Source organism: Paractinoplanes globisporus DSM 43857 (assembly GCF_000379645.1).
GTDB classification, from domain to species: domain Bacteria; phylum Actinomycetota; class Actinomycetes; order Mycobacteriales; family Micromonosporaceae; genus Actinoplanes; species Actinoplanes globisporus.
Genome location: NZ_KB903312.1, coordinates 75,441 through 100,574 on the forward strand (window position 1 = coordinate 75,441; position 25,134 = coordinate 100,574).

General features: G+C 69.3%; 21 protein-coding genes and 3 pseudogenes. 17 read left to right on the forward strand and 7 right to left on the reverse strand.

Going from position 1 to position 25,134, the window contains the following annotated elements; all coding sequences use genetic code 11:
• Positions 1-132: 132 nt before the first annotated feature.
• From A3CQ_RS0126940 to A3CQ_RS63735, 6 genes and pseudogenes are all read left to right on the forward strand, one after another.
• The gene (locus tag A3CQ_RS0126940; protein ID WP_020514060.1) at positions 133-591 is read left to right on the forward strand and encodes a hypothetical protein; all 459 of its coding nucleotides are present in this window, start codon (positions 133-135) and stop codon (positions 589-591) included.
• A 143-nt stretch (positions 592-734) separates the two neighbouring features.
• Positions 735-1,025: a hypothetical protein gene (locus A3CQ_RS0126945; protein ID WP_020514061.1), complete on the forward strand. Its 291-nt coding sequence runs from the start codon at positions 735-737 to the stop codon at positions 1,023-1,025.
• Positions 1,026-1,454: 429 nt separating this feature from the next.
• Positions 1,455-4,199 (forward strand): AAA family ATPase, encoded by a 2,745-nt coding sequence (locus tag A3CQ_RS0126950; RefSeq protein ID WP_084699235.1) that lies wholly within the window; start codon positions 1,455-1,457, stop codon positions 4,197-4,199.
• Between the two features lie 232 nt (positions 4,200-4,431).
• Positions 4,432-4,512, forward strand: a pseudogene (locus A3CQ_RS63040) (IS6 family transposase); the annotation flags it as partial.
• Positions 4,513-4,563: 51 nt separating this feature from the next.
• Positions 4,564-5,109 (forward strand): nuclear transport factor 2 family protein, encoded by a 546-nt coding sequence (locus tag A3CQ_RS54140; RefSeq protein ID WP_245577346.1) that lies wholly within the window; start codon positions 4,564-4,566, stop codon positions 5,107-5,109.
• A 971-nt stretch (positions 5,110-6,080) separates the two neighbouring features.
• Entirely contained in the window at positions 6,081-6,209 is a 129-nt protein-coding gene (locus A3CQ_RS63735) for a hypothetical protein (RefSeq protein ID WP_020514064.1), read from the forward strand.
• Positions 6,210-6,250: 41 nt separating this feature from the next.
• Here A3CQ_RS63735 and A3CQ_RS63930 read toward each other — a convergent pair.
• Positions 6,251-6,427, reverse strand: a pseudogene (locus A3CQ_RS63930) (EthD family reductase); the annotation flags it as partial.
• Between the two features lie 405 nt (positions 6,428-6,832).
• Between A3CQ_RS63930 and A3CQ_RS0126965 the strand changes: the two are divergent.
• The 5 genes from A3CQ_RS0126965 (at position 6,833) to A3CQ_RS61070 (ending at position 14,595) form a co-directional block, all read left to right on the forward strand.
• Positions 6,833-9,499, forward strand: a complete 2,667-nt coding sequence (locus tag A3CQ_RS0126965) for a helix-turn-helix transcriptional regulator (protein WP_157296378.1) — start codon at positions 6,833-6,835, stop codon at positions 9,497-9,499.
• Positions 9,500-9,539: 40 nt separating this feature from the next.
• The gene (locus tag A3CQ_RS0126970; protein WP_020514066.1) at positions 9,540-12,290 is read left to right on the forward strand and encodes a helix-turn-helix transcriptional regulator; all 2,751 of its coding nucleotides are present in this window, start codon (positions 9,540-9,542) and stop codon (positions 12,288-12,290) included.
• Between the two features lie 132 nt (positions 12,291-12,422).
• Entirely contained in the window at positions 12,423-13,259 is an 837-nt protein-coding gene (locus A3CQ_RS0126975) for an alpha/beta fold hydrolase (RefSeq protein ID WP_020514067.1), read from the forward strand.
• A gap of 35 nt (positions 13,260-13,294) precedes the next feature.
• Positions 13,295-14,134 carry an alpha/beta hydrolase gene (locus tag A3CQ_RS0126980; protein WP_020514068.1) on the forward strand — a complete coding sequence of 280 codons (840 nt, stop codon included), beginning with the start codon at positions 13,295-13,297 and terminating at the stop codon, positions 14,132-14,134.
• Positions 14,135-14,193: 59 nt separating this feature from the next.
• Positions 14,194-14,595 (forward strand): hypothetical protein, encoded by a 402-nt coding sequence (locus A3CQ_RS61070; RefSeq protein ID WP_157296382.1) that lies wholly within the window; start codon positions 14,194-14,196, stop codon positions 14,593-14,595.
• On the opposite strand, the gene A3CQ_RS0126985 is transcribed toward A3CQ_RS61070, so the two are convergent.
• Positions 14,576-15,178: a dihydrofolate reductase family protein gene (locus A3CQ_RS0126985; protein WP_026206249.1), complete on the reverse strand. Its 603-nt coding sequence runs from the start codon at positions 15,176-15,178 to the stop codon at positions 14,576-14,578. The two genes, A3CQ_RS61070 and A3CQ_RS0126985, sit on opposite strands and share 20 nt — an antisense overlap.
• Before the next feature lie 193 nt (positions 15,179-15,371).
• Positions 15,372-16,077 (reverse strand): annotated as a pseudogene (locus tag A3CQ_RS54145) (IS6 family transposase).
• A 141-nt stretch (positions 16,078-16,218) separates the two neighbouring features.
• On the opposite strand from A3CQ_RS54145, the gene A3CQ_RS0126995 reads away from it, so the two are divergent.
• Positions 16,219-16,455, forward strand: a complete 237-nt coding sequence (locus A3CQ_RS0126995; protein ID WP_026206250.1) for a hypothetical protein — start codon at positions 16,219-16,221, stop codon at positions 16,453-16,455.
• Positions 16,456-16,472: 17 nt separating this feature from the next.
• Complete coding sequence (locus A3CQ_RS0127000) at positions 16,473-18,686, forward strand: WD40/YVTN/BNR-like repeat-containing protein (protein ID WP_020514073.1); 2,214 nt, start codon at positions 16,473-16,475, stop codon at positions 18,684-18,686.
• On the opposite strand, the gene A3CQ_RS0127005 is transcribed toward A3CQ_RS0127000, so the two are convergent.
• Together A3CQ_RS0127005 and A3CQ_RS0127010 are read right to left on the reverse strand one after the other, a co-directional pair.
• Positions 18,683-19,150 carry a hypothetical protein gene (locus A3CQ_RS0127005; protein WP_020514074.1) on the reverse strand — a complete coding sequence of 156 codons (468 nt, stop codon included), beginning with the start codon at positions 19,148-19,150 and terminating at the stop codon, positions 18,683-18,685. The genes A3CQ_RS0127000 and A3CQ_RS0127005 overlap by 4 nt on opposite strands.
• 11 nt (positions 19,151-19,161) lie before the next feature.
• The gene (locus A3CQ_RS0127010) at positions 19,162-19,410 is read right to left on the reverse strand and encodes a hypothetical protein (protein ID WP_020514075.1); all 249 of its coding nucleotides are present in this window, start codon (positions 19,408-19,410) and stop codon (positions 19,162-19,164) included.
• A 112-nt stretch (positions 19,411-19,522) separates the two neighbouring features.
• Between A3CQ_RS0127010 and A3CQ_RS54150 the strand changes: the two genes are divergently transcribed.
• From A3CQ_RS54150 to A3CQ_RS0127030, 4 genes are all read left to right on the forward strand, one after another.
• A complete protein-coding gene (locus tag A3CQ_RS54150; RefSeq protein ID WP_169516314.1) occupies positions 19,523-19,774 on the forward strand; it encodes a hypothetical protein in 252 nt (83 codons plus the stop codon).
• Positions 19,775-19,886: 112 nt separating this feature from the next.
• On the forward strand, positions 19,887-20,324 hold the full coding sequence (locus tag A3CQ_RS0127020; RefSeq protein ID WP_020514077.1) for an Rrf2 family transcriptional regulator: 438 nt from the start codon (positions 19,887-19,889) through the stop codon (positions 20,322-20,324).
• A 27-nt stretch (positions 20,325-20,351) separates the two neighbouring features.
• Positions 20,352-21,200: an MBL fold metallo-hydrolase gene (locus A3CQ_RS0127025; protein ID WP_020514078.1), complete on the forward strand. Its 849-nt coding sequence runs from the start codon at positions 20,352-20,354 to the stop codon at positions 21,198-21,200.
• 86 nt (positions 21,201-21,286) lie between these two features.
• A complete protein-coding gene (locus A3CQ_RS0127030; RefSeq protein ID WP_020514079.1) occupies positions 21,287-22,147 on the forward strand; it encodes a phosphotransferase enzyme family protein in 861 nt (286 codons plus the stop codon).
• A gap of 160 nt (positions 22,148-22,307) precedes the next feature.
• Here A3CQ_RS0127030 and A3CQ_RS54155 read toward each other — a convergent pair whose 3' ends face one another.
• A complete protein-coding gene (locus A3CQ_RS54155) occupies positions 22,308-23,654 on the reverse strand; it encodes a chloride channel protein (protein ID WP_020514080.1) in 1,347 nt (448 codons plus the stop codon).
• An 80-nt stretch (positions 23,655-23,734) separates the two neighbouring features.
• Complete coding sequence (zwf, locus tag A3CQ_RS0127040; protein WP_020514081.1) at positions 23,735-25,126, reverse strand: glucose-6-phosphate dehydrogenase; 1,392 nt, start codon at positions 25,124-25,126, stop codon at positions 23,735-23,737.
• Positions 25,127-25,134: the final 8 nt, after the last annotated feature.

Below are 25,134 nucleotides of genomic sequence, written 5' to 3' on the forward strand. Positions count from 1 at the left end.
ACCACAACCAGCTTGCTGGCACCGCAGGCCCGCAAGCCGTTGCCCGCCTCATGAGAGCCGAGGTCCCGCGCGGCCGGGCGCCTCCGTCCAGCTGCCAGACCTCGGCCATGAAAACCGTCGAAAGGAACCGTCGTGACTCAGCAAATTCAAGAATCGACCGACCGCGCACTCGACCACCCGCCCGCCGAGCAACTCGCGAGCAGCGGTGCTGCCCTGCAAGGCAGCGGCACGTTCGTCGACAACGGGTGGGATCGCTGGCACTACCTCGTCCTGCCCGGCGCACCCGGCGTTCTCACGCTCCAGCTGCAGATCGCGGACGTCATCACCTGGTGGAAGCGGATCGAGGTGCACGCCAGCTTCTTCGGCTACTGGTTCCCCATCCGCCGGCTGGAGACGGCGAACGGCACCAAGACAGCGTCGGTGGATCTGACCGCCGCGGACGCGCAATCCGGGACGTTGAAGCTCGACTTCTGGAAGGCGGGCTTCCTCGGCGTCCCCAGCTACATCACCACCCAGGTCCTCGACGTCGAGTGCCACCTGGGCAAGACGGTCGTGTTCCTGTGCAGCCGGGACAACCCCAGCCAGCCCTGAAATCACAGGTCAGGTGGCGTCCTCCGGCCCGGCCGGAGGACGCCACCACAAGACATGTCCCGCTCGCCGCGTCCCCTGGTCGATCTGATCAACGACCTCGACTCACACGGGCAGCAATAGCAACAGCAACCAAGGAGAAAACCATGTTCGACAACAGGAATGGATGGGCATCGGCGGCTCAGGCGATCGCCGCGGCGATCGTCGCGTTGGGCTTCCTCGCCTTGATTGGTCTCATCTTCTGGCGTGCCACCGGCCCAGGGCAGAACTTCGCGGAGATTTGGGCCTCGACCGCCGCTCTGCTCGGCGTCGCGATCGGCACCATCCCCACGTACTTCTTCCAGCGCCAGGTCCGAGCTGAGCGCGCCCGTTCAGCGGTCCTCGGTGACAGACTATCCGGCTGGCCGCCGCCCAGAGACGGCAACGACGGCGCCTGACTGGCAAAGTACCTGCTCGACCGGGAGATCCTCCGAACTCGTTCGCCGAATCGGCGGAGTACGTGACCTCCCGGTCCAGATTGCCGCCAAGCAGCAATATCCTCGCGCAATTTCGGACAATGGCGCGACAATGTGCCCCGTGTAGGCCGAGATTTCAAGATTTACCGCGCATTCTTCTGCCGCCGATCGCGAAGGAAATAGTCGCTGGGCGTTTTCCGCTGGAAACCGGGGCGCTCTCGAGCGCCTGCGTCCGCCGCCGAATCGCTTGGACACGGCGGCAAAGAGGCACGCCGAGATCATCATTGAGACGTTCGGCGGCTTCGGTCGCCTATAACCTAAGCCTGAGATAGCAGCCGATAGCGACACGGCGGACGAGGGGTGCACATTCCCGCACCGCTCGCTCGCCACGGCGCAGCGGTAGCATGGTCCATGCCATTGCTCGGCCGGGAAGATCACCTCTCGGCGTGCCAAATCGCGTGGAGATCGGCACAGTGTGCTTCCGCCGCCGTGCTCGTCGGCGCACCTGGAATCGGTAAGACATCGTTGCTGCGGGCGGCAACCGCCGACGCGGCGGCTGCGGGTGGGCAAGTGCTGGCGACGACTGGTCTTCGCGCAGAGGCAGACGTTCCCCTGGGGAACCTCGCTGACCTGCTCGACCCAGCCGTCCGGGAGGTTCTCGATCAGCTCCCAGACCCGCAGGCGAGCGCATTGCGGTTCACCCTGCGGATGACCGCCGATGACCACGAGGTCGACGGCTTTCTGCTCGTCCGGGCGGTGACGAACGCCCTACGGGCGCTCTGCGTGCGCCGGCGCGTGGTCCTGGCGATCGACGACGCGCAGTGGCTGGACCCGGACACAGCGCGCCTGCTGTGCCTGGCGGCCACCTGGCTCCGCGACCTTCCGATCGGATGGTTAGTAGCAGTCCGGGCAGGCCACGAGGGTAGCGGTATCGCGCGGACTGTTCTTCACGAGCTGGCGCAGGACGCGGTCACGATTGCTGTGCCACCGCTCGATGACGCGATTCTGTATCACCTGGTCACGGAGCGATTCCCTGGGCCGTGGCCCACTGGCGTAATTCGCCGTGTGGTGACGTTGTCTGGTGGCAACCCGTATACGGCATTGGAACTAGCGCGCGAGACAGCGGCATCCGGTCGACACGATGCCCGCGTACCCCCCACGTTGGCCGACTCGCTCCGAGCGCGGCTGCTGCGGCTGAGTCTGGTCGCCACGGAGGTGGTCCGCTTCGCGGCTCTCACGCAGCAGCCGACTCGGCGGCTGTTGCGATCGCTGCTTGGCGAATCGGCCGACGCCGCAATCGAACAGGCAGTGCGGCTGGAGGTACTGGAGTACCGCGAGCCTACGGAGGTCGTGCGGTTCACCCACCCGCTAGTCACTGAGGTGGTCCTGCGATCGATGGACCGGTCGGCGCGAAGAACCGCGCACCGAATGCTGGCGTCGGTCGTCTCGGACCCGGACGAGGCCGCCGGCCATCTGGCGGAGGGCACCGATGGTCCGGACGAGGAGGTCGCCGCGCTGGTGGCCGACGTGGCGTGGCGCATGTCCCGGCGGGGCATGTTGGCCGGCGCCGTCGTGCTGGCAGAGGCGGCACTGCGGCTGAGCCCGGACGGCGCCAGCCTGGCTGCCTGGAACCGGCGCATCGACATGCTCGAGATTCTGGAGCGCGCCGACGAACGGGAACGAGCCAGAGTCCTCGCTGCCCAGTGGATTGCCGAGGATCCGCCGGACGAGGACGTGGTTCGAGGGCGCCTGACCTTCTTCCGGAGCCTCCTGGAACCGGCATACGCCGTCTCCTGCGAGCTTCTCGCCGAGGCTGTGGAACAGTTGGCGGCCGACCCGGCCAAGCACGCTTACACCTCCGCGCTGCTCGCGAACTGGCTGATGGGGGAGTGGAAATTCGAGGCGGCGCGCCCGCTGGCCGAGCAGGCCGTGCGGGTCGCCCGGACGACGGAGCGACCCGACATTCTTCGCTGGACACTCGGCGTCCAAGCCCGCCTCGCCGCCGCAACTCCACTTCCGGAGGCCGGACGCCTGCTGCAAGAGGCAGTCGACCTCCCCGGATGGGATCCGACAGAGATACCCATGCTCACACCGGAGGCGACCCTCGGCCTCTGGCACCTGGAGCGAGGAGAGCTGTCCGCGGCCCGATCCCGACTCGAGCAGGTACACCAAGCGAGTGAGCAGTCGGGGCACACCCACGGATTGGTCAGCAGTCTGCAGTGCCTGATGCTCGTGGAGTTCGCGGCGGGGCGCTGGGCGCAGGCCGACGAGTACGCCCTGGCGATCCTGCAGAACTCGACCGTCCACGGCGTCGAGTTCACCACCGATCGCTATGTGGTACGCACCCTGGTGCCCGCCGGCCGCGGGCACACCGCGGAGGTACGCGGAACGGTCACCGAGGCACTCGCCACCAACGTCGTGAACGACTCGATCGTCGACCTCATCCTGTTGCGCGGCATCGCCGCCCACCTGGAACTGTCGATCGGTGACCCGGCTGCCGCCGTCGCCTGGCTGGACCCAGTCGCCGAGTCGATGTGGGGACACGCGTTCGGCAACATCCTCATGACCGGAATTGAGACGGACCTCATCGAGAGCTACGCCCGAGTGGGCAGGACCGGCGAGGCGGCCGATCGGCTCAACTGGTTCCGGACCAAGGCGGACCTGCTTGACAACCCACTTGCGCAAATCGCCGCCGCCCGCTGCAGGGCGGTGCTCGACCTGGCCACGGGTGACGCGGCTAAAGCCGCGGCTGACCTCGAGGCAATGCTGCCGGCCGCACGCCAGAGCGAGGTGCCGATTGAGCTGGGCCGGTTCCTCCTCATACTTGGCACAGCGCGCCGCCGAGCACGCTTGCGCCGGGCCGCCACCGCCGCGCTGGACGAGACAGTCAGACTCCTCGAGAAGCTGGGTGCCGACGGGTGGGCAGGACAGGCACGCGCCGAACGTGCCAAGCTGGCCCACTCCACGGACGGCCCGCTCACCCCGACCGAGCAACGAATCGTCGAGCTGGTCGAGCTCGGGAACACCAACGCCGAAATCGCCGCGATCCTGCTGCTACGAGAGAAGACGATCGAGGCGAATCTCACCCGCATCTATCGCAAACGCGGTGTCCGCGGTCGGGTGGACATCGCCCGCAGAGCCGACGGCCCGCGGTGATGACCAAGCCAACGACCGCCTTTACGCGCAGGCTCTGGTCGAGATCTACCAGTCTGGTGCCGTCACGTTGGCTGGAACCGTGGCAATGCAGACCTACGTGATTCCTCGTGTCGGCGCTGTTGCGTTGGCTGATCGCATGATCAGGCAAGGTTGATCGGTGAAGTCCGTGGCTCGCGCGCGTTTTTGGTCTCCTCCTCTCACGGCGTTCGCTGGGTTCCGGTTCCCGGTCGAGGTGATCGTGGTGGCGGTGCGCTGGTATCTGCGCTACGGCCTCTCATATCGCGACGTCGAGGAACTGCTCGCCGAACGCGGCCGGTCTACCGGTGTCGGCCCAAGAGGCTGGACACGACGAGGCCGGGCGGAAATGCTGAGCTGGGCGGAGCCCGGCTTTGCCGACGCCGCCCTGGCGTACTGGGCCTCGCTGGTCACCACGCCGGAGCCGGTGACTGACGCGGTACGACAGTTGACCGGATCGTCGGCCCGACCGATAGCGTCGTGGGCCCGCGACCACGCTGCCGACTTCCGTCCGCTGCCGGTCGAGGAGGTCGCCCGGCGCTACGTCGAGGCGTACCGCGCCGGGCGGCTGGACCGCGCGCTGACGCTCACCGACCCAGGCTTGGTCCGCATCGCGCCCGCCGAGACCGGCGGCGAGCGCATCGAGTTGCACGGGCTGCCCGACATCATGGCCAACGCCGAGCGGCTGACCGCCGACCTGGAGATCCACGCCGTGACCGCCGACGGCCCGTTCGTCGGCGGCGATCGCTTCGCCGTCCGGTTCACCTTCGACCAGACCCACCGCCCGACCGGGCAGCGCACTGAGGCGACGAAACTGTCCCTGTACACCGTTGCCAGCAGCGCGATCGTCCGTGAGGAGGTCAGCTACTTCGATCCTCCGATCCAGCCGCGCTGAGCGGCACGGCTCCGGCTTGAGCGGCTCGCGACAACGGGAAGCCGTCCACGACCCCCACGATCCCGCCAAGATCGGGTGTGCGGATTTGGCCGCGATCCGAACGCTACGCACCGTTATGCAGCCGCGCGGGGGTGTGGTGATAGTGATCCGCTGTGGTGGCTGCCGGAGCTGGTGGTTGCAGCGTGCCGGGTAGTCCTCTCGGGGGAGCCGGCCGCGAAGTGGGTCGGCTTTCCCGTCACCGGGGCAGGCGACGGGCGAGTGCTGTCACTGTTGCCGCTCAGGCCGGGCGGGTCGGCCGGTCGGTGGTGGGCATCGCCGGCGAGTTCGGCGGCCGTGGGCTGCGTACGGTCGGCTGCTCTCGGATCGCTGGTCTTCGGCCGTCATGTCGGCGATCACGGCACCGCGGCTGGTCCTCTTTGGCGAGATGGTGTCGACGGGGAGCAGGTTGGTGCCGTACATCGAGGGCCCGAAACGCGCCCCCAGGCGCTGTCGGATTCGGTCGCTGAGCTGCGCAAATACGATCGAGGTGCAGGTCGATCTCGGTGGCGGGATACATCCCAAAACCTGCTCCCTACAGGGGCGGCTGGCGATAGCGGCCGATGACCTGCCGATCTGCGGGTGTCGGACCACTGGACAGCTTGCCTGCCGACACCATCGACGAACCTTCGGCGGGGGAGAGGGCGAGTTTGACCGCCCCTCGTTTACGCCTCGAAAACAATGCGAAGGCGAGACAAGCAGTGAAAGCCGACGACGGTTCCGGGAGGCGTTTCCGCAGGTAGATGACGGTTCGTGGCAGGCAGTGAAAGGACCGGAAACCCTGTGAGTCAGTACAAGGGGTCGCAGGTTCAAATCCTGTCAGCCCGACAGCGAGAGGGTCTCTGCAGGTCAGAGGCCCTCTTTTGTGATCATGGGACGTGGTGCCGGGTCGAGCACGCCGCTTGTAGACCCCTTGACTCGGCAGGTGACGAACCATGGCCCTGTACACCCTCGACTCCCTCTGCGCCGGTCTCGACGAGACCGACTGGGGCGGCCTGATCCGTGACTGGGACCGGTCGCTGCGGGCCGCGAACCATCCGGAGACGACCCGCCGGCCTTGCTGAGACTCCCGTGCCGCGGTCACTGCCACAGTGTCAGCGAACTCGGCCTCGAAGACCGCGAAGTACGGCGTCTCTCCCTGTGTCGCTGCCACGTCGAAGCTGTAGCGGCATGCGAGCAGGCCGGGCATCTGCCTGACCAGCGGGAGGTGGTTGGTCACGTAGTAGTCGCGGAAGTGGTCGGGATCGGCGGGCTTGGCATACAGGACCACCAGCTTGTGCATGAGAACCTCCGTGGGGGCGTCGAGCGACCGTGACACCCCGACTGGTGCGGACCCGCTCGAGCGCGGCAAGTCCTTTCGCTTCGTTGCGTACGGCGAGGATGACCTCGGCGCCGGCGAACCGGCCGGTGAGCCCGAAGCCTTTCCCACTGTTGGCGCCGGTGATCAGGACCCGTTTGCCGCCGAAGTCACCAGGCGGGATTTGGACGTGGGGAAGTGTCATGGCGATCGCCCTCGTCGGCGTCATCGCACGTCACGGTCCAAGCGTCTGAGCAAGCGAGTCGCTGTGCCTCTTGCGGGTCTCGATTACTCCAAACACGTGATGACGGCTCCCGGAGGATAGTGGAACTGTGGAGGTGTCCGCCCGGTGCGGCCCCGGAAGATCACTGACGCGGTGGGGGTGGCAGCGTGCGAACGGTGGGATCGCGACCGACCGTGGCGTCGACGCAGAGCCCGCTTCGCGGTCGTGTCGAGATCATTCAGGAGCTTTCAGGCTTTTTGTCCGGTGTGCGTGGGGGCGGTGGCGGCGTAACTGTGCTGACTGGCGCGTCCGGCGTGGGCCTGAGTCGCCTGCTGGTCGAGGCACAGGGTCTGGCGGCCGGTCGTGGCATACGGGTGGCGCACGGTTTCCCGGCCGGACCCGACGTGGACGGCAACCTGATTGATCCCTACAGACGGCTGCACGCATGGCGACAGTGGCTCACGGCGGCGGCGCGCCGGGATCCGCTCCTGATCACGATCGATGACTTGCCCCGGCTGGACCCGCTCGGGTTGGCAGGGCTGCGAGCTTTTCCGATCGACCTGGCGGAGCTGCCGATCCGGTGGCTCGTGGCGACGACCCTTGGACGCCATCGGCGTGATGTCACCGCTGCCCTCGACAGCCTTGCCAAGACGCCAGGCGTCCGGCAGATCTCGGTGCCGGCGCTGACCGCCGAGGCGGTCGATGAGATCGTCCGCGATCTTGAAATGCCCTCGGCCATTCCGGTGGCGGCCCAGGCCGGTGGTGCGCCGGCGCTGCTCCTGCCACTGCTCACCGGCCTCCGCGAGGGCGCTCCCGCCCACGTCGGCACTGGCCTTCCGGACACGGTGCACGCGGCCGTCCATCGGCTCATCGCGACGGTGCCCACCGCCGCGCACCGGCTGTTCGTCGAGGCTTCGGTCATTCTGGAGCCGTTCACCGTGGCCGAGCTCGCCGATGTGCTGCAGCGCGATCCGGTGTCGGTGATCGGGGCCGCTGCGGACCTCCTTGGCTGCGGCGTCTGGGTGGAGAGCGGCGATACCATCCGGTTCGCCCAGGAAATAACCCGCCGTGTGGTTGCATCTGAACTGTCCCTGGAGCGTTTCCGTCATCTGAGCCGCCGCCGCGTCGACGTCAAGCTGACGCGGGGGGCCTCGCCGATCGACGTGGCCGACCAGCTTTTCGACGTGGCCGACATGGGCGACGCCGCAGCCCTTGGCATTCTTCAGGCGGCGGCCGTGGCCACGTCGTGCGCGGGCGACGCGATCCGATGGTCACGCCGCGCGCTCGACCTGACGCCCGTGGCATCAGCCGATTGGGTCGCTCGACACGCGGACGCGGTTCGGCTGCTGTGGCTGTCCGGCGAGCGGGAGGCGGCCCTTGAGCTCGCGGATTCCGGCGGTGTTCGGGGCTGCCGGGCGTTGCAGTCGATCGCGACCTTACTGGCGATCGAGAGTTCCTTCACGGACGCGATCGAGGTGGTCGACGCCATTGCGTTGAGCGCAGAGCATGACCCGGCACGCCGGTTCGATCTGATCGCCGCGCGCATGGAGGCGTTCGCCGCGCTGACCGGCAGCATGTCCGGTGTTCGTCCCGCCCCGCCGCGACAACCGGCAGTCGACGACGCGGTCGCGGGCGTCTACCGGACCATGCGCGAGTCGGTGGAGTCCGTGCAGGCACTGCGGTGGTCCGCCGCGGTGGAGCTCGCGGGCACGGCAATCGGGCTCGCGGATACGCGCAGCGCAGCCGAATCGCACGCCGTCGCCGAGACCCGGCCGGCGGCACTCCATCGCGCCCTGCTTCTGGGTGCCATCGGCCAGATCGACGATGCCACCGCGGACCTCGACCGGGCGTTGCGGGTGCCTCTGGGAGCGTCGCCGCGCCTGGCCGATGCGGTGCGGGCCCGACTGGCTTACCTCGCCGGCGATCTGAGCCGGGCGCGGACCCACGCCGACCGAGTGCTGGCCAGTAACCGAACGGGCCAATACGCGAACCTCGCGGACATGGTCGCGTTGGTCACGGCCGGCGACTGCGTCGTCCGGGCGCGCGATGTCGCCGCCGCGGCCCGGATCCGGCAGTTGGCCACCGGCATGGCGGCACGGGAAACCGGCCCGGTCCGCGCGACCGCGATCTGGCTGCTGGCGAGGCTTGCGGCTGCAGACGGCGACACCGCCGCCGCGGCTGAGTACGCCTGGCAGGTATTTCGCCCGGGCCCGGGTGTGGAGTGGCCGTACTGGGATCCGGCGGAACTACCGATGCTGGTACGACTGGCGAACGCTGTCGGCGACGACGAACTGGCCCGGTTCGCCGTCGGCACCGCGATGTCGCTGGCGAGGCGGAGCCCGGAACTGCGGTTCTTGACCGCGATCGCGACTCATGCCCAAGGGCTGGCGCAAGGCGATCCGGTCCTGCTGCTGGAGGCGTCACGGCTGCTCGAAGCTCATCCGCGCGCCCTCGTACGAGCGAACGTCATCGAAGACCTTGCGGATGTGACCGTCGACGACGACTCCGCCTGTGACCTGCTGCGGGACTCGCTCCACATGATGGAGATGGCCGGCGCCAGCGCCGACGCGGCCCGGGTGAGCCGCCGGTTACGCGAGCGAGGAGCCGTCCGCACCCGACTGCGACACGAGGTTCTGCATCGCCGGCGGACGCTCACACCCGCCGAGGAGCGAGTGGTTGCCATGGTCGCGGCCGGAGCGTCCAATCGGGAGACGGCCGCGATGTTGTTTCTCTCGCCGAACACGGTCGCGTCCCACCTGCGGCGCGCGTTCCGCAAACTCGGCGTCCGCTCACGGGTGGAGTTGACCAGAGCCCTTGCCTCCGGAGACGAATGATCCCAGCGGTCCCAGCGCGGCATCAAACGACGCCGGCGCGGTGATCGAGGGTCGCGAGCTGTGTATCGAGGCGGCGGAGACCGTCATCGCCAGGGTTGGACAAGGCGCCGGCGCGACGGTCGCGTTCATCGGCCCGCCAGGTTCCGGCCGCACCACAATGACAGCGATCGCGGCTGGGCTCGCGGCACGTGATGGCTTCCGGGTGGCTCGTTCCGGTGTCTCGTACGGCCCGAATGTGCCTTATGGGGCCCTGCTCGCCGCCCTGGCCTCCGGATCGATGCCGCTCCTCGATCTGGACGACCTCGCCGCGGGCTCGGACGCGTCCGTCGTCCCGGAGATCGCCGCGCACCTGCGGCGGCTGGCCGCGGACGGTCCGATCGCGATTGTCATCGACGACGTCGATGGCGCCGACCCGCAGTCGGCGTCGGCGGTCCGGCAGGGGGCGCCGATGCTGGCGGACGTCCCCGTCCTGTGGCTCCTCGCGGCACAACGCCCGGGCGACCCGCTCCCGAGCGACTGCCGGACGATCCCGCTCGAACCCCTCGACGATGACGCGGTCCAACGCCTCGCCACCGCGCTCGGAGTTCCGGATGCACTGGACCCGGTCCGATCGAGCCGGCTGACCAATCGTCAGCCCCGGCAGTTGAACGCGCTGTTCCGCGGGCTTCTGGACGAGTTGCCCGCCGCCGCGGGCGAACCTTCCGGCGAGTCCGTCCCGGTGCGACTCCGGCACGACCTCGCCGGCCGGCTGCTCGTGCTGCCCGAGGACACGCAGCTTCTGCTGGCCCTGGCATCGCTGCTGGGCACGCGGTTCACCGTCGGCGTCGCCGCCGCGGCGCTCGGTTGGCCGGCCGAAGCGGTACAACGGCGAGCCCAGGCCCTGATCGCGGATGGCTTGCTCGTGCCAGACGGCGATTGCCTGCTGTTCCCGCACGAGTTCGTCCGTGCGGCCGCCCAGGACGAGTTTCCGCGGGTGCTCCTGCGATCGCTGCGACGGCGTCTGTTGACGCTGCCGGACCTCCAGGACCGCGACGATCCGGGCGTGACGGCGGTGCTCGCGGTGGCAGAAGCCGGCGATGTCGATACGGTCCGGCTGCTCGATCGCGCCGCTACCGAGTTGTCCAAGACACGTCCGGCCGAATCTGCCCAGCTTCTTCGCCGTGCCGTCGAACTCGCGCCGCCGGCCTGGAGCCGACGATTCGCATTGGCACGACGAGCCGTGTTCGCCCTCAGCCGCAGCGGCGACCTCTCGGGCGCTCGCCTGGTGGCCGAGCGGGAGCAGACCCGCTCGGGATGGGACGCCGACGCCGCCGCCATCCTGCACCTCCAGCTCAGCGAGGTGATCGGCCAGCAGTCGTTCGCTCGGGCGGTGTGGCATGCCGACGCCGGCCTGGCTGCCGGGCCGACGTCGCGATCGACCGAGGCCGCGCTGCGGGCGCACCGCCTCGTCAACCTCGCGCTCGCCGGGCGTTCGGAGAAGTCGTTGGCCGAGTTGCCTCGGGCGCTCGCACTTCTCGACCAGGGCGTCGACGACGCGGCAGCCAGCGCCGTTCTGCTCGCCGCATCGTACGTGCGCACGCTGGTTTGCGATTGGTCGGGCGCGCTCGCGATGGCTGACCGCGCCGAGATGCTTGCGCGCCGGCTGGGCGGCAAGCATCGGCACTGGGTCGCGGTGACGTGGCTCCCGCTGCTGCTCTCGCGTGTCGGCGCCCTCGACGCGGCCCTCGCGGAGATCGACCGGGGTGCGGCCGAGGCGGTCCGCCGGAGCGACGTGACCTTCGGGCGTCAGTTGCGTCTGGCCAGGTCCAAGGTCCTCCTCGACGGCGGTCGGCTGGCGGCCGCGCTCGCGACGGCCGACGCCGCACTGGCCGAAGTGGAGGGCGCCCAGATGGACAACATCGCCGCCGCTACGGCGGGCGTGGCATTCTGCCGGGCGGCCTTGGCTATCGGCGACCCGGAGCAGGTGCGACGAGCCACCGAACGAGTCCGCTCGATGACCCGGGACGACTCCGTCCTGGTGCGATCCATGGGTTGGTGGATCGAATCCATCACTGCGGACGGCGTCGGGCAGGCGGAACGCGCCGCGCAGCTCTTGGGGGAGGCGATCGCGCCGTACGCGTTCGCCGGCTCGGAAATGCCGGAGATGCAGTTCGCCGAGCCGGCCGACGCCCCCACGATGCTGCGAATCGCCCGCCGGGGCGGTCGCACGGACATCGCCACGCGGGTGCTCGACCTCGCCGAGACCCGCGCGAAGATCAATCACGAGGTTCCTCTGTTCGTAGCGGTGGCGCTGCACTGCCGCGGCCTGTACGACGAGGACATCGACACCATCGGCCGGGCGATCGACGTGCTTCGTCCGGTCGGGCGGACGCTGGCGCTGGTGAATGCGCTGCAGGACGTGGCCGCTCTGGAATCGTCACCGGCCCGTGCAATCGCGGCGCTGGACGAGGCGTTGGCGCTGGCGTTGGCCGCAGGCGCGGAACGTCCGGCGGCACGGATCCGACGACACCTACGCGACCTGGGCGTACGCCGGCCACGGGCGATCCTCGGCCCGGAGGCGGACTCGCACCACACCGGTGGTCGCCTCACCCGGGCGGAGCGGGACGTCGTCCGGCTCGTCGTGGACGGGGCCACGAACCGTGAAGTCGCCGCCGCTCTGTCGCTCTCGCCGCACACCGTCAGCACGCACCTACGGCACGCGTTCGCGAAGCTGGGTGTGACATCTCGCGCCGAACTTGCCGTCGCACTACGCGAACAGACCGAAACCGGCGGCGACACCACACCGAGCTAGGCATCCGGGGCCGAGTTCACCAAACCATGCGATGCCCGTCCCTTGCGTCCGTGGTCGGATGGGACCAGTCCGGAAATGCGCCGCATGCAGGTGTTATCCGCATCGCAGGCGATTCACGAGGAGTAGTAGCACATGCCATTCGTCACCGTGGGCCAGGAGAACTCTGGTCCGATCTCGATCTACTACGAGGACCACGGCGCCGGCCGGCCGGTCGTGCTTGCCCACGGTTGGCCGCTCAGCGGCGCGTCCTGGGAACGCCAGGTCGTGGCGTTGTTGAACGCCGGTTTTCGCGTCATCACCTACGATCGGCGCGGGTTCGGGGCGTCGAGCCGACCGGCCACCGGGTACGACTACGACACGCTGGTCGCCGACCTCGACACGCTGATGACCGAACTCGACCTGCGCGACGCCACGCTTGTCGGATTCTCCATGGGCGGCGGTGAGGTCGCCCGCTATGTCGGCACCCACGGCGTCGACCGGCTCGCCTCGGTCGTATTCATGTCCGCGGTGCCGCCGTTCCTGCTGCACACCGACGACAATCCCGAAGGTGCGCCGCCGGAACTGTTCAGCGGCCTCCAGGCTCAGATAGCGGCCGACCGGCCCGGATGGCTGAGCCACCTGTTCCAGGATTTCTACAACGCCGATGTTTTCGGCGGCACCCGCATCAGCGACGCGGCCATTCAGTCGAGCTGGAACATCGCCGCCGCCGGCTCCGCGATCGGCACCTGGGAATTGGTCACCTCGTTCAGCCACACCGACTTCCGGGACGACTTGGCCACGGTCACGGTCCCCACCCTCGTGATCCACGGCGACGCGGACCGGATCGTTCCGTTCGAGATCAGCGGCCGCCGCACCCACGAGATGATCCCGGGCAGTCGCCTCGAAGTCATCGCCGGCGCCCCGCACGGCATGGGCTGGACCCACGCCGACGAGGTCAACAAGGTCCTCATCAACTTTCTCGCCGAATGATTTCCCTCACCGACTTGAATATCGAAAGGTAATCCATGAAAAGGGCCAACATCTGGCGGTGGCTGGTAGCCGCGACCGCGGCGGCCGGGGTGATCGCGGGAGTCACCGCGGTGACCACCTCAGCCGCGGTGGCGAACGGTTCGACCACAGCCAAACCAACCATTGTCCTGGTACACGGAGCGTGGGCGGACGGGTCGAGTTGGAGTCGCGAGGTCTCGCTCCTGCAGAGCGCGGGATACACCGTCGACGTGGCGCCGAACCCGCTGCGCGGCGTGGCCAGTGACACCGCCTACCTCAAGAGCTACCTCAGCACCGTCAAGGGCCCGATCGTGCTGGTCGGTCACTCCTACGGCGGATTCGTCACCACGAACGCGGCGACCGGAAATCCCAACGTCAAAGCGCTGGTCTATGTGGACGCGTTCATCCCCGACCAGGGCGAGTCGATAGCCGGCCTCGCCAAGGGCTCCGGTTCGGTCGTCGAGCCCGCGCTCACCGACCCGGCCAGCGTCTTCAACCTGGTGCCGTTCCCGGGCGCGGCGCCCGGCGTCGCGGACTCCTACGTCCTGCCTAGCGTCTTCGTTCCGGGCTTCACCGGTCACATGTCGCATCGCCAGGCCGAGGCCCTGGCGGCGTCCCAGATGCCGCTCGCCACGAGCGCGCTCGGAGAGTCGTCCGGAGTGCCGGCCTGGAAGACGATCCCCTCGTGGGCGGTCGTCGGAACGAAGGACATGGTGATTCCGGAACAGGCGCAGATGGCCATGGCCGGTCGGGCCAAAGCCCACATCACCACAGTCGACGGACCGCACCTGACGCTCATCCTGCACCCACAGCAGGTCACCCGCGTGATCGTCAGCGCAGCCAACGCGATCTCCTAGCTGCCCGGCGACGTGGTGCCCGGCCATCGGCCGGGCACCACGTCGCCGGAGTCGCCGCCATGCCGTTCCTGCCATGGAAAACCCTGACCGACTCAGGCAGCGACATCCTCGGCGACGCCCGGCTCGAGGCACTCGGCGACGCGGCCACCAAGCTGCCCTTCACCATGACACTCGACACCCACGGCCGGCTCACCAACGCGTCCGTCGTGACCCCCGCCACCGGCAAGTTCCCGGCGTTCACCTTCACCTTCGTCTACCGGTACAGCTCGGTGACGTCCCGAAGGCGCCAACCGGCGCGATCAAAGCCATCCCCGAGGTCTACGAGTGGAGCGGCTACTGAACCGGCCGGACCGCGCTTTCGAAACGGTCGACACGCGGCCAGGACGCCGTCCGGAGCTGTCGCCGGCTATGCGCTGTCTCGTCATGACGGGCTGACGGGGTTCAGTTTCGATCGTGGTTGACGGTGTAGTGCAGGTGCAGGACACGGGTGCCCTGGACCATCATGTCCGGGTCGTCGAGCAGGACGGTGCCGGTGTGGCTTCCGAAGAACCGGACTCCTTCGCCCATGACCACCGGCACGACGTCCATCGCCACCTCGTCGACGAGGCCCGCCGAGAACGCCTGCCCGCCGACGTCGCCGGCCGTCACGCAGACCAGACCGTCGCCGGCGATCTCCTTCGCGAGAGCGATGCCGGCCTCGACCGAGTCGGCCGTGTGGAACGGCGCGTAGGGAAACCTGGCGAGCCACTCCGCGGGCAGCGGCCGGTGGGTGACGACGACGAGCTCGTCGCCGGCGGCGGGCACCCCCGCCCAGCCGTCGGTGGTGTCGAACAGGTGGCGGCCGATCACCGTGACCCTGATGGCGTCCCAGAAATGCTTCACATATTCGGCGGAGGCGGGACTGACCTGGAAGGCCCACTTCTCGTTGGCCTGGACCGTGCGGTCGCCGTTGCCGTACCAGTCGAACAGCGGCCCGACCGTGTCATCGGGATAGGCGATGTAGCCGTCCACCGAGACCACGGCCTGCATGACAACTCTGGCCATCTTCACTCGCTCCCACGTTCGTCGAAACGTCGGGAGCCGGCCGGAGAATGACCCGGCCGGCTCCCGACGTGGATTCGTTCGCGCCGACGCTACCGACGCAGGGGCGGTCCCGCGACGGCCTCTACCGGGTGAGACGTGCGGCGCTGTTGCGTTGCGCGACCGTGAGACAAGTTCAGCTCAGCTGGGGCAGGTGTCAAATCGCGTGGGCGAGTTCGGTGAAGGCCGCGGCGACCCGCAGCGCGGGAGGGACCTCAACGGCGAGTTCGTAGTGTCCACGGCGCAGGTTCTGGACGAAGGCATGCCCGGCGATCACCACCTGGGCGCTCCGATCAGTCCGAAGTCCGCGCATCGGTCTCAGCCGGTGCTTGAGCCGGCCGTGGTCGGCCTCGATCGGGTTGTTCGCGTACTGCTCGAGGTGATGCCACGCCGCCGGCACCAGCTCCTCGAGGACGGCCGGGTAGACCGGCGCGGCATCGGTCACCACCTCAGTCGGGATGACTTTCAGCGTGCGCATGAGTGAAGAACTGCCGGGCCGCCGTGGTATCTCGGCGGTCGGTGAGCAGCACGTCGATGACCTGGCCGTGCTGATCGACGGCGCGGTAAACGTAGCGCCAGACTCCGTTGACCTTGACGTAGGTCTCGTCGACGAACCAACGGTCGCCTGGCGTGTGGCGGGTGAACCGGGCGGCGTCGGCGAGCAACGGCGTGAACCGCTGCACCCACCGGTATACCGAGACATGGTCGACCTGGATGCCGTGTTCGGCGAGCAGTTCCTCGACGTCCCGATTTGAGAGGCCGTAGCGCAGATACCAGCGCACCGCCACCACGATCACCTCGACCGGGAACCGAAACCCAGCGAACGCGGAGCGAGGAGGAGACCAAAAACGCGCGCGAGCCACGGACTTCACCGATCAACCTTGCCTGATCATGCGATCAGCCAACGCAACAGCGCCGACCGAGTCGCCACCCTGACAGCGCGGGACGTGATATGCGGCCGATGATGAGTCCGCGGCGCACGGCAGAATCGGCGGGAGAGGGATATGTCTGCGGAGTCGGCATTGCGTCATCGCTTCTACGTCGAGGCGGTGCTGGCGTCGGTGACGGGGATCCTCGCCGTCGCGACGCTGATCTCGCGGGAGTGGATCGAGATCATCTTCGGGGTGGATCCGGACGGCGGCAGCGGCGCGCTCGAAGTGGGCATCGTCGTCGTCCTCGCCGCGGCGACCCTGACGTTCGGCATTCTCGCCCGCGCCGAATGGAGACACGCACATCCGTAGCTGGGTTGGGTGACGGCATGGCTTACGACCTTGAAGCGCTGACCGAAGCGTTCGAACCTGGAGTCTCGGCGGCCGGGGTGCCCACACCCCGCGCCTCGACCCACAAGTTGCGCAGCGCGTGGTTCCAGGCGCGCGAGTCGTGGCCGCTCCGGGAGGCGCCGGTGCGGCTGCTGACCCGCGAGCGCGCCCGCGCCGCGGTCGAGCTGACCGCGGCCGGGACGGCGCACGAGTGGTCGTTCATGGGGCCGGCCAACGTGGGTGGCCGCATGACGTGCGCCGTGCACCACCCCACCGAAGCCGACCGGTTGTGGGCCGGCGCGGCCGGCGGCGGCGTGTGGCACAGCCCGGACGGTGGGCTCACCTGGTCGGCCCAGTGGCACGACGAGCCGACGCTCAACGTCGGCGCTCTCGCGTTCGATCCGGACAACCCCGACGTCCTCTACTGCGGCACCGGCGAGGCCAACCTCTCCGCCGATTCGCACCCGGGTGTCGGGCTGATGCGCACGCTCGACGCGGGAGCGTCCTGGAACCTGCTGGCGTCCGCCGAGGCCGCGGGCCTGCCGACGCGCATCGGCGCGGTGGCGGTCGATCCGTTCGACCCGCGCCATCTGCTGGTCGGCGGTGTGCGCCACGCTCCCGGCACCCCCACCGGGCTCTTCGCGTCTACCGACGGGGGCGCCTCATGGGCCTTCGTGCCGATCGCCGGCGCGGGGGCATTCTTCTGTCACGACATCCGCTTCACACCGCACCAGCGCGGACTGGTGCTGGCCACGATCACCGCGCGGGGCATGCAGAGCGGCATCTGGCGCTCCCGCGACGGCGGCCTCGGCTGGGAGCAGTTGCGCGGCGGGCTGCCGGCGCCGGACCGGATCAACCGGACGTCGCTGGCGATGGCCCCGTCCGACCCCGACGTCATCTACGCGCAGATGGCGACTCCTGACCCGACGGATCCGAACGTATCCCGTGTGCTCGGCGTCTTCCGCACCGAGGACGGTGGTGACAACTGGCGCTCCATCGGCGGACAGCATTTCGCCGAGGAACGGCAGATGACCTACGGAAACACCATCGTGGTGCATCCCGAGGATCCGAACCTGGTGCTGTGCGGCGGCGTCGACCTGCATCGCACCCGGGACGGCGGCGGGCACTGGGAGCAGGTGACCCGCTGGAACGACAAACGAGGCACCCCCACGTACGCCCACGCCGACCACCACGCCCTGCTGATGCCGGCGAGCCGGCCGGGTGTGGTCTACGACTTCAACGACGGTGGCATGGATCGCAGCGGGGACTCCGGTAGCACCTGGCAGAACCGCAGCAGCGGGCTGGCCACCAACATGTTCTACGACCTGGAGGTGGCGCAGACCGACGGTAACTTCATCGCGGGTGGCGCGCAGGACAACGGCACCGCGGTGACCGTCGACGGCAAACCGGACACCTACTTTCCGATCCCGCCCGGCGGGGACGGTGGCTGGGTGGTCATCGACACGCAGGACGCGGGCCGCCTCTTCAGCTCCTGCCAGGGGATGGTCGTCTTCCGCTTCCGCGGCGGCGACCCGGCCGGGCAGCGCTGGAAGGATGTCTCGCCGCCGGAGCAGCAGTTCAAGATGTGGATGGTCTTCCTGTCCCTGGACGGCCGGCACCGCGGCACGCTGTTCACCGGCTCGCGGCGGGTCTGGCGCACCGACGACGACGGCGACACGTGGCAAGCGGTCTCCGCGCCGCTCGACGGCAGCGACATCACTGCCGTCGAGGTGGCCCGCGCCGACCGCAACCGCATCTACGTGGGTACCGAGAACGGTGGGTTCTTCCGCAGCGTCGACCGGGGGGAGACCTGGAGCGGCAACCTGGCCAGCACGGTGCTGCCCGGGTTCCTCATCACCCGTCTGCAGAGCCGGGCCGACAACGCGGAGATCGTCTACGCAACCGTCGCCAATTTCGGCAGCCGGCATGTCTTCCGCTCGATCGACGGCGGGGAGACGTGGACCGACGTGGACCGGGGCAATCTGCCGGACGCGCCGGTGCATTCGATCGCGCTGCCGGCCGACCGGCCGGGGCGTGTCTACGTCTGCGGTGACGCGGGCGTCTTCGTCACTGACGACGAGGACACCGGCTGGTCGAACCTGACCGGGAACCTGCCCAACGTGATGGTCGTCGACCTGGTGTACCACGAGCGCGACCACACGCTGACCGCGGCGACGTACGGGCGGGGCATCTGGCGGCTGCAGGTCGATTAGGCCGGCCCGCCGTGGCGGCTGCCGAACCAGCGCTCGCGGGGGCTCGGCGCGTCGGCGGCTGCCTCCGGCCCCGGCTCGGACCACGGGCCCTCCGCGGGCACCGGGCGATACAGCCGCCACGTGCCGGCCGCCAGCGTGATTTGCTCCGCCTCGGCGGCGAGGCCTTCGATGCCGGCGTCCTCGGGCATCGCTATCCGCACTCGTGGCTCCCCGACCGCGGCGAGCAGGGGGCCCAGGGATTCGGCGGTGGCCGGGTCGACGAACAGCAGCCCGGCCGGTCCAGTGACCGGCAGCGGACCGCCCGGGGGAATCAGCAAGGCGCGCCCGCCGGTCGTGGACCGCCACCGGCGCGCCTCGATCCCGCGCTCCCGGACGACCGCGTCGAGGCGCGTGAGCGGGTCGGGCGAAGCGGGTTCCTCGAACGCGTCGGTCGTCGTCCACCGGGGAGGTAGCCGGGCCTCCATGACCGCCGATTCTATCGCCGGCTCAGCGAAGCGCCCGGTGCATGTACCGAAGCGCCTCGCGGTGAACCCGGCAGACCGGCCGGCCGGCGGGCCGGCGACCCGGGTCCCTGGCGCCGGGCGACCAGCGTCGCCCAGGTCGGGCCGGTCGACTCGACGTACCGGAGGATCTCCGCGGCCGTCGGCAGGCTGCCGGTCTCGGTCATCATGTTGATGAACTCGACCGCCGCCGGGCAGACGCCCTCCATGTTGTCGGTGTCCATCAGCTCCTCGTGACACCCGATGGAAAACCCTGCCCGCTCATGGCTCCGAGGGTCCACCGCGCTTGCGATCGACCGTCACGCTCAATGCGGGCTCGGGCGCGGATTCCCGGCTATGCGAGCAGAGTTGAATCCGCAGCCGGAGCGAACTGCGGTGGCCTCGGCGCCGATGGCGGGCCGCGATGAGGGTCGCCGGCAGGCACCAACGGTGGTGCCGACCTTCCCCAAGGGAGCTCCCATACTCAAGCGAATCGCTGCCGTCGCCGTGGTGGTGCCGGTCCTGGCGATCCTGGCCGGCGTGGCGCAGCACGGCCAGGAACAGGCCGATCGATCCGACGCGGTGATCTGCCAGCTGCGTCACTGCTGACAACCGAACAACACCGCATCGCCAAGGCGGCAGAACCGGAGATCCGGGTTTGCCGCCTTGCTGCGTGAGGCCCGCGCTTGGCAAATGTAACTGATTTGGTTACAGTTCTCCCGTGAGTGCCAACAGCAAGCTGACGATCGCCACCCACGCCCTCGCGTGGATGGCTCTCAACGAGCGCCTGGGCGGCAAGTTCGCCACCTCCGAGCAGATCGCGAAGAGCGTGGCGACCAACCCGGTGGTGATCCGGCGGCTGATGAGCGAGATGGCCAAGTCCGGGCTGATCGAGACGCAGCGCGGCCCGGGCGCCGGCTGGCGTCTGGCCAGGGCTCCGGAAGACATCAGCCTGTGGGACATCAACGAGGCACTCGGTGCGGAAGCGGCGTTCGCGCTGCACCGCAACGAACCCAGCGAGTCCTGCCCGGTCGCCCGCGGTATCCGCCCGGCACTCACACCCGTTTATGCCCGCGTCGACGACGCGATCCGTCGTGAGCTGGCCGGCACCCGCCTCGCCGATGTCCTGCGGGACACGCTCACCGTCAGTGGCGCCTGACCCGGCGACACATCCCAGGAGATACCGATGACCAACAACACCAATCTCGCGTACGCCGTGCACACCGCAACCCGGCAGGGCGTCACCCGCGACCTGCCGCACGGGCCGCAGGATCTGCAGTGGGTCGCCAACAGCGCCACCCTCATCTACGGCGAACACGATGCGGTTCTGGTCGACACGTACACGTCGATCGACCAGAACGCCGAACTGGTGGACTGGGTGAAGTCGTTCGGCCGCAACCTGACCTACGTCTTCATCACCCACGGCCACGGTGACCACTTCTTCGGCATCGGTCAACTCCTGGCGGCGTTCCCGGACGCGAAGGCGATCGCCGCAGCCGGATCCGTGGCGCGAGCGCACACCCAGGGTGAGCCCCAGTGGCGCGACGGATTCTGGGGAAAGCTGTTCCCCGGCCAGATCCCGGAAATCGTCTTCCCGGAGCCGGTCGACGGCCACCAGTTCGAGCTCGAGGGCCACCAGCTGCAGGTGATCGAGACCGGGTTCACCGACACCGCCGACTCCACCTCGCTGTGGGTTCCCGACCTGCGCCTGATCGTCGCCGGCGACGTCGTCTACAACGACACGCACCAGTACACGGCCGAAACGACGCGGGAGACGCGCGAGCAGTGGGCGCAGGCCACCGAGCGGCTCGCCGCGCTCGACCCGGTAGCGGTCGTCGCGGGCCACAAGAAGCCGGACGCGGCCGACGACCCGAAAATCCTCGCCGAGACCGCCGCCTACCTGCGCAGCTTCACCGCCGCCGCGGACGACTCCCGGACCGCGGAGGAGCTGTACGACCGGATGCTCGAGCTCTACCCGCGCCGCGCCAACCCCGGCGCCCTCTGGGGCGGCGCCAAGGCCGCCAAGCCGGCGTAGCGACTGGCAGCGTGGGCCTGGACCAGCAACGCCGGTGCGAGATGGCCCGGGACGCGTTGCTCGGCGACGAGTAGCGTCCTGGGGTGATGTGGAGCGTGGTGCCCCCGCCGGCCGCGGCTCAGGTCCGCGATGCGTTCGGTGTCGAGGTTGGCGAGCTGCGGCCGCATCCGGGCGGGTTCGAAGCGGATGCTTTCACCGACGGGCGCTGGTTCGTGAAACTCTGGCGTCAGCAGCCAGACAGCGATGCCGCCCTGGCGCTGACCGCTGAGCTGGCTGCCCGGGGCATCCCCGTTCCTGCGGCGCAGCGAACTCTCGACGGCTCGTACACCTCCGCGCATCTTGGCCGACGCTATGCGCTGTTCCCATTCGTCGATGGCCGCCAGGCGACCTGGGACGACGCCGACGCGATCGCCGGGGCGATGCGCGCCGTGCACGGGATCGCCGGCCTCCTGCTGCCCCGCACCGACATGGACGAATGGTGCGTCGAGGTGCTGCGCGACCGGCGCGACCACCCGTGGATCGCCGACCGCCGCGACGAGGTCATGGCCAACGTCGACCGGCTCGAAGCGGTGATCGAAAGGGCACGTGCGATCGACGTTCCGCACGTCGTGTGTCACCACGACCTGTTCCCGCACAACGTCCTCGTCGACCGCGACGGTCGCGTCGTGGCACTGCTCGACTGGGGTGGCACGAGGCTGGCACCGCGCGAGCACGACGTGTTCACCGGCTTGTGCGGGCCCGACCCCGTGCGCTTCCTGAACGCCTATGGCACACCGCGACTCGACCTCACCCACCTCGAGTACGCCCGGCTCGCCCGCTCGCTTCACGACCTCGCCGCTCGCATCGACAACCAGGTCGACCAGCACGGCATCAACACCTGGGGCTTCGACCTATTGCGCCGAGTCGACGCCGACCTCGAACTCGCCCGGCCGTTCTGCGATCGATGAAGATCTCGACATCGAGGAACTGGTCAGTGATCTGCCGCCGCCCGCGCTGAGGGCGAAGCAGCTGGTATGGCGACGCTGATCGCCCGGCCTGCCGGCGGTCCTGTTCGGCCGGCATCCCCAACGTCATGCTGTTCTGGCTCGCCTTCGTGCTCGCCATGACTCATCGGCCGGCGGACGCGGCTTGGCTTTCCCGTCGGGTCTCGCGTTGGTGCAGGACGGTGGCCACCAGCCAGCCGACGACCGCGGCGATGACCGCGATCGGGATCGTCTCGGCGGCCACCGAGCCCGCCAGCAGCGCCGCCAGCAGCGCTCCGAAGAACGGCAGGCGGAGCGCGGCGGCGGCAGCCGCGGCGAGGCCGGCGACCACGGCCGGGGTGAGGTCGAGCCCGGGCAGCACCAGGGCGGCGAGCACCCCGACGGCGACCCCGAGCGTCACGGCGGGGAAGGTCGGTCCGCCGCGGAAGGCAGCGCCCAGCGACAGGGCGTATGCGGCGCCCTTCATCAGGATCAGCAGCGCCAGGACGCCGGCCGAAGTCGCGCCGAGGACCTGCGGGAGCGAGTCCTCACCCGAGAACAGCACGAGGTCGACCGATTGTCCGGTCGCCGCCCGGAAGCCGATCGCCAGCCCGCCGACCAGCGCGCCGGCGCAGCACAGCACGACAACGCGCGGGAGCTTGGCGGTACGGGCGGCGATGCCCACCGCGATCCCGCGGGCGCCGGCGGCCACCACGGCGGCGACCACCGCCACCAGCAGGCACCAGGCCACGTCGGGCAGACGTACGGTCGGATAGTTGGGTAAGGCGGGCAGTTGCAGAGCCACCTCGGTGACGCCCGGCCAGTGGTCGATGCCGGTGAAGACCAGAGCCGCGGTGCCCGAGGCCAGCAGGCCTGGCAGCAGCGCCTGGCCCAGAACGGCGGCCGGGACCGCGCCACTGCGCGCCACCAGCTCGAACAGCAGCAGCGCCGACGGCAGCGGACCGTCGAACACCGTGCTGATCGCCGCGAACGCCCCCGCGATGACCAGCATGTTCGCGCCCGGGGTGGACGGTCGCAGCGCCCGGGTGGCGACCAGCCCGGCGCTCAGCCCCAGAGCGGTCAGCGGCGCTTCCGGGCCGAGCACCAGTCCCAGCCCGAGGGCGGCGAGCGCGGCGAGCAGGGCGCTGAGCAGCTCCACCGGCCGTAGCGGGGCCAGACCGATCCCGGCGACCGCCGGTTCCCCCGCGTGTCCCGGTAGCCGCAGGGCGATCGCGACCACCAGGCCGGCCACGACCGGCATCAGCACCACGTACCACCAAGGTGGGCCGCCGCTCCACGCCGCGTGCTCGGGGATCGTGGTCCAGACCAGGGTCGTCACGACGTGCGTGAGGCTCATGAAGGCGGCCGCGGCGAAGGCGACCGGGATCCCCAGCAGCGCTGCGACGACCAGGATCCACAGGTATTGCCGCGGCGTCGGCTGCTCGGCCGCGGCCGGCGGCCCGGCGTCGGCGGGTGCCGACTCTCGAGTCATCGGCAACTCCTTCGCGGTGATCCGGTGACTTGCTCACGTGCGGGCGGAGAGACCCTGCCGCCCACCGGGACCGGCCGTGCTCATGGCGTGATCCACGGGTCACGCCAGCCGCCGGATCCGGGTACCAGCGCGTCCGCGGATTCCGGTCCCCACGTGCCCGGCTTGTACCGGGCGACCGGGGGCGGAGAGGTGAGCAGTGGCTGCATGATTCGCCAGGTCTCCTCGACACCGTCCTGCCGGGTGAACCGCAAGCTGTTGCCGGCCATCGCAGCCTGCAGCAGCACCTCGTACGGGGTCGGGCCCTCGCCACCCTCCTCGGCGAACTCCATGTCGAGGGTGATGGCCTCCGGGCCGCGCGTGCCCGATCGGTGGGCGTCGAGGTGCAGGCGGATTCCGGTCGACGGGTCGAGCTTGACGACCAGGTCGTTCCGCCCGGGCCGGCGGGCGCCGGGAACCTGCAGGCCGAGTCGCGGCGGCCGCTTGAACACGAGGCGGAACTCGGTCTGGGTGGCCGGCAGGAGCTTGCCGGTCCGGATGTAGAACGGCACGCCCGACCAGCGCCAGTTGTCGATGTCGAGGCGCAAGGCGGCATACGTCTCGGTGGTCGAGCCGGCCGCCACGCCCGGCACGTCGAGGTATCCGTCGTACTGACCTCGCACGTACTGCGCGGGGTCGGCTTCGTCGGTGGCACGCCAGAGGGCAACCTGGGCGTTCTTGATCGTTTCGGGGTCGCGGCCGGCGGGCGCCTCCATCGCCCCCGCCGAGACGACCTGCATGAGGTGATTGACCACGACGTCGCGCAGGGCACCGACCGCGTCGTAGAAGTGTCCGCGGTCGGCGACCCCGAAGTTCTCCGCCATGGTGATCTGGACCGACTCGACGTAGTTGCGGTTCCAGATCGGCTCGAGCATGGCGTTCGCGAACCGGAGATACAGCAGTTCGTCGATGCCCATCTTGCCGAGGAAGTGATCGATCCGGTAAAGCTGTGACTCGTCGAGGTGTTGGTGCAGCTCCGCGGCGAGTTCCCGGGCCGACTCGAGGTCGTGGCCGAACGGCTTTTCCACGACCACCCGGCCGTTCCGGATCAATCCGGCGTCCGCAAGGCCCTGGGTGACCGGGCCGAACAGGAACGGCGGTATCTCGAGGTAGAAGATCGGGGTGGCGGCGTCCGGGATGGCGTCGGCCACCCTCCGGTAGGTGGACGCGTCGCCGAAGTCGCCGCTCAGGTAGCTCATCCGCCCGGTGAGGCGATGGAAGACGCTGTCGTCGATCTTCTCGCCGGTCCCTTCGATCGCCGCGCGTGCGTGCTGGACGAGGTCGTCGTGGCTCCAGTCGTCGACGGCCACCCCGACGATCGGGCAGGAGAGCAGCCCGCGCGCCTCCAGCCGGTAGAGCGAACGAAAGGTCATCACCTTGGCCAGGTCGCCGGTGATGCCGAAAATGACCAGGACGTCCGCGGGATTCTGGGACACGGGACTAC